This window comes from Marivirga sp. (genome assembly GCF_024636815.1).
Classification (GTDB): Bacteria; Bacteroidota; Bacteroidia; order Cytophagales; family Cyclobacteriaceae; genus Marivirga.
In genome coordinates this window covers 1-5,162 of record NZ_JAGXGF010000035.1, presented here as the reverse complement: position 1 = coordinate 5,162, position 5,162 = coordinate 1, and the positions used below count along the sequence as shown (strand labels likewise).

Genomic DNA, 5,162 nt, shown 5'->3' with positions numbered 1-5,162 from the left:
GCGGAATACCATTTACAAACAATATAATATCAGGGCGTTTGTTGTTTCCGTTTTCAATAACCGTGAACTGATTAACAACAAGAAACTCATTATTTTCTGGATTTTTAAAGTCAATCAACCAAACCAAATCTCCCCGGGGGGAACTGTTTTTCTGGTAGCTTACATTTATGCCTTCAGTAAGCATCCGGTGAAATGCTTCGTTGTTGGCAAGCAATTCAGGGCTGTTTAAACGTTGTATTTGTTTAAATGCATCGTTTTGTGCATCAGCCGGAACAGATGGATTTATTCTTTGAATAGCAGTCAGTAACCGGGCATTTAGAAGAACATCTTTATAACTTTTCCGTTCCGGATGTTCGCTATCGGGAGCAATTTCTGGCCCCAATTTATAAGTATAACCAAGGCTTATTAGTTCCTCGATGGCCAGTTGTTCAATATGGGTTTCTGTTAGTTTGGTCATTTCTATCAAATATTATTTCTGCCAATCGTCTACGATTTTTTTCCAATCAATATTACGAGTTACTTCCTGAAAATCTTCATCTTCTCCACTCCAAACATCCCAAAAATCTGGGTCATCTGAATGAGGACGCTCTGCATCTGATAAATCATTCATTCGAACCATTACAGGTAATTCAGATGCCCAACCCAATAAAATAGCTTGTTGTGAAGGTAAAGATGGTAATTCTCTTAATAACCCACGTAAATTATCGGGAACGAGCCTTCCAACCAATTCTTGATCTCTATCGTTACTCAAACGATGTAGAATAAATGTATTACATTGGGAAAGTACTGTGGGTGAAAGTTCCGAGGGACGTTGTGATGATAAAACTAAACCAAGCCCAAACTTACGACCTTCCCTTGCAATTTTTTCAAAAATTTGACAGCAGACATCAGCTGCATTATTGGTATCACCATCATCTTTAAATCGTTTTATGAAATTATGAGCCTCTTCCATTACAAGAACAGTTGGTAATGATTTTCCTTCAATTTTTCGATAACGTTGCAATGCCTCAAAAGTTATGCGAGCAATAACAGCAGTAACCAAAAGTACAATTTCTGAAGGAACTAAAGATAAATCTATAACTGTTACACATCCATTAGAAGCTTTATCCTTTCCAATATAACTATCTAACCATTTTTCCAGTGATATTTCAGCCTCATTTCCGATAATATTCTTCATTCGAGTATCGCCAAGCATTGAGCGAATTCTCATGATTAAAAAATCTAAATATTGACTAACACCTTCTTGTTCAGCTAATATTTGAAGATGATCAGCAAATTCTGCCCCTTTGAAAGGTAAAGGAGTATCTTCATCTGGGCCTTCTTGGTAAATTATCCCTCCTAACTCTTTAAGAACTTTACTGAAGTTTGTAATTATCAAACTAACTTGCCCTTCAGTGAATGCTCTAAAGTACTCAACTTGCTTACCCTCTTTATCAGTAAAACTATGGAATGTTGCAGTTAAAGCATTCTCTATTGAATCAATTATCGCTTTTAAATCAATTGATAAGTTTTCCGTTTGCTTTGTTTTAAGATCCTTTAAGATAGCAGTTAATCGATAACCGAACTTTGTCTCCTCAGTCCTTATGGCCCCCGATCGAGAATCTTTGTGGATTGAGATGAGATTTGAAGAAAGATACCTTCTTAGATTGAGTTTTTTCTCTTCAAATGTTGTTTGAACTACACTTGTTTTACCTGATCTTACTTCCCTTAATGCTCTTTTAAGCAATGGCCGTTGAGCTTTTGAACTTGCTTGTGTAAAAGAACTCCATTCGGAACTATTCCAAAACCATAGAGGTACTCTCAATGGATTTACATCTGAATTTACAGTAAAAATTCTGCCTTTATCTTTAAATACCTTTGAATACTCACCATTAGGATCAAGAATTATAAATCTGGCATTTGGATTCTTATTATCATGAGCAGCAGCTTTTATTGACCATTGAATTAAGCCTGCAACAGTGCAAGATTTTCCACTGCCAGTGTTCCCTAATACTGCTAAATGTCTTCCAAAAAGGCGATCAGGATCTACACTGACTTCAGCGTTTGCTGCTAATGGACTTGTTCCAATTTTAACACGACGGTTAGCTCCAGATTCAACAATTGCTCTAAGTTGTTTATCTCTTGGTATTAATACTGGTTCACCAATGCTTGGAAATGTCTGTACTCCTCTTTTGAAAGTATATTCGTTTTCTATTTCACTTTTTAATACGCCTAAAGGATTTACCCTCATTTTTCTCAACGGGAAAGGTAAATCAACTAACCCAAAGTCTTGCAGTCCTTTACGCTTTGGAAATGCAGAGCGTTCTATAGCAATCCATTCTATTTGCCCCACTATATAGCCAGCCTCAGTTGCGATTAGTACGTACCCATTTATTCGAGGAAACGAACGGGGTATACCTGCATTTGCTGCGATACCATCAGGTGCTTCAAGATCAAGGCCAACCTTTATTTCATCAGGTGAAACAAATTCAACCGCCCCAATTCTTAATGAAGCGGCATGTTCAATGGGACTATAGTTCATTGTTTATCCTCCTCTTTCTTCGTCTCACCTTTATGTTCATCTTGAGTATTCCATCCTCTAGCCTTTAAAAGTTCAGCCATACGTATGGAGGTTCTATCAATTGCTGATTTTGGCAAATAATTTTTTACAAGTGTTTCTAAGTCTCCAAATTTCTTACCAATAAGAAGTGTGATTTGAGCTGGACGCTTTACTTTTTCATAAAATCGATGGACTCGTCCGGAATTATCATCATAAGATATAATTACCAGATGTGTTGATGGAATGGAAAGCATATCGGCAATAACTCGATTTATATGCTCATCACCAAAACTATAGCCATAAACAACAAGGGTCGAATTTGGCCTACAAACTGAAGACGCAAAATCACGAAATAATTCAACATATGGATACTCGGAAGTTTCTCTATCTTTAGAAGAATTCGGATATATCATTAAAACATCCTCTTCTTTCGAATACTTTGAAATATCATCAGCACCATAAGGTAAGGCAATTCTTCTGACATATCCATCTTTATAAATCCAGTCAATAGATCCATGTAACTTAGTGATATATGAAACGCCTTCTAAATATCTGGGTTCACCACGAATTCCTGGCGGATTATAATGAATGTCAAGTTTTAATCTTGATGATCGGAATATTGGTGAAATCGTACCTTGAAATCTATCTATCAGATGTATTCCTGCCAATTCTGCACCAAACTCTATCACTCTATCATAGTTTGTGGTAAAAATATTCAAACGTTCTCTTGTTGCTGACCTGCTGGCAAAACTCATTAGAAAACTCATTAGTGTTTCAACCGCTTTATTTTCAGAACCACAAACAATATTTTTCTCAGATTCAAGTATGTTTTTAGCAAACTTATTTATACCCTCTTTTAATTCTAAAACTAATTTATCCCTCTTTTCATCTATTATTTGGAATTCAGTTTCAACTACAAATACATCAGCATAAGTTTCATCTCCGATTTCCTTTTGTCCAGTTTTACTTTCAATACAGGTAAATATCTCTAATCCTCTAATTAACTCATTTGCAATTCTGATTTGATCTTCGATATTAGCAGTACCACGTCCAGAATTTTTTGCAGATTCTTTTGCTTTTAAATCAATTTGCTCTTTAAAATCTGAAAAATTAATACTGGACATACCTGCTCCTGGTTCACCTACAGATAAAATGTGGGCTGCAGAAGAAAGACCTGCTCCTGTTAGAAGTGAAAGATATTCACTTTGAAACAAGGCTGTAAGCCAAGGTTCAATTTCTTGTCGAAAGCTATTCTCATCGAAACCTTCATCCTCTATTTCACGAGGTTCTCTATCTTCTCTGATTTTTAAAATTAGTTTATCTTTCCAAAGATGTTTAAGTCTTCTAGTTCTTTCCATAGTTGTTGTTGTTTTATATTTCCACCCTCACCTCACCACTCATCAACTTCGGCAATAAAGTATCCCGGAGGGTTGAAAGGGTGCGGATTTGGATTTGGTTCATTTTCTTTTTTTCTTCCAAACTGTTAGCAAATAATTCAAATTCTATAATCTTTGATTTAGGTGGTATTCTGAAAGAATAATTACAAATAGATGTAGGTGAAGTATGTCTTATAGCGGTGCCAGAAGCTCCACTCAATACAAACCATTGGTAATCTTCGGTTCTCATCAATTGATATATAAAATTCTTGCCGAGCTCATTTCTATATTCAACTTTTCCAACTCGCTGATTATGTAAATATAATTCACTTGCATGATTTTCAGGTACAAATGCAGGATAACCCAATGTATTTCCATCAACACTTAAATCAGTCATAGTAACAATTAGGTCTCCTGAATGAAAGATATAATTTTTAGGAAAATCTTGACTTGTGTAATATTTGAATTTCTCAAACTTAAATCCACCCCCAATTTTGAAGTTTCCAGGGGTAACTAAGATTAAATTAGTGGGTTCGCTTGTAATATATGTACCTTTAAATGCAAAACCATGTTTTATCGAGATGAAATCGCCTAATTTCTTGTCTTTCCAATCCTCCTTTACCTCTTCCACAAACCACTGCCTGAACAATGTTTCAGCCATTTTTTCAAGGGTTTGGTTTTGGCGGTGCAACAGGTCTATTTTATCATCGAGACTGCTTAGAACCGAGGCAATGGCATCTTGCTCAATAGGATTGACACAAGTTTCAAATTCAAGTGAATTAAGTAAAGTTTGTGTAACAAGTGGATGGCTTGAACCACCTGCGTGTTGGTTTAAATTAATATGTTTTAAAAAGTAGTATAAAAATTTGGCGTTATTATCGTTTTTGGGCTTTGCAGATAGTGCATTATCTGATACCCATATAGGATTGTTTTCATAATAAACTGAACCACAATATGCACCAACTCGACCAATTATAATAGTTTCACCATCATAATTAAAATCATCACCATAACCTAAAATACCGTTTCCACCATAAATTGGAATTTTACCCTCCTGATTTGGTTTCACTTTACCATTACCGAATTTCAAAACCTCCTCCAATTTTATTTCTTTCCACTCACTCATGTTTTTTCATTTTCAGGAGGTTTAACATATTTCCAATTTCGGCATCTATTTTTGAAAAGGCAAACCATTTTTTGCCAAGGTCTTTTAACGAAGCGCCAAGGTGGTAGAGTCCGGTATCGTC

At 35.7% G+C, this 5,162-nt stretch carries 4 protein-coding genes; all 4 read right to left on the bottom strand.

Annotated elements, in window-relative coordinates; all coding sequences use genetic code 11:
• Window positions 1-457, bottom strand: a 457-nt coding sequence (locus Q0L29_RS03035) for a type I restriction endonuclease (RefSeq protein ID WP_296618968.1), incomplete at its 3' end; no start/stop codon positions are given.
• A 12-nt stretch (window positions 458-469) separates the two neighbouring features.
• Window positions 470-2,521, bottom strand: coding sequence for a DUF87 domain-containing protein (locus Q0L29_RS03030; RefSeq protein WP_296618966.1), 2,052 nt, complete (start codon window positions 2,519-2,521; stop codon window positions 470-472).
• A complete protein-coding gene (locus Q0L29_RS03025) occupies window positions 2,518-3,897 on the bottom strand; it encodes an SIR2 family protein (RefSeq protein ID WP_296618965.1) in 1,380 nt (459 codons plus the stop codon). Before Q0L29_RS03025 ends, Q0L29_RS03030 begins: the two co-directional genes overlap by 4 nt.
• 13 nt (window positions 3,898-3,910) lie before the next feature.
• Window positions 3,911-5,041 carry a restriction endonuclease subunit S gene (locus Q0L29_RS03020; RefSeq protein WP_296618964.1) on the bottom strand — a complete coding sequence of 377 codons (1,131 nt, stop codon included), beginning with the start codon at window positions 5,039-5,041 and terminating at the stop codon, window positions 3,911-3,913.
• Window positions 5,042-5,162: the final 121 nt, after the last annotated feature.

Coding starts and splice junctions, on each gene's coding strand:
- Q0L29_RS03030 (WP_296618966.1), bottom strand. CDS start 2,521: ATGAACTATAGTCCCATTGAACATGCCGCTTCATTAAGAATTGGGGCG.
- Q0L29_RS03025 (WP_296618965.1), bottom strand. CDS start 3,897: ATGGAAAGAACTAGAAGACTTAAACATCTTTGGAAAGATAAACTAATT.
- Q0L29_RS03020 (WP_296618964.1), bottom strand. CDS start 5,041: ATGAGTGAGTGGAAAGAAATAAAATTGGAGGAGGTTTTGAAATTCGGT.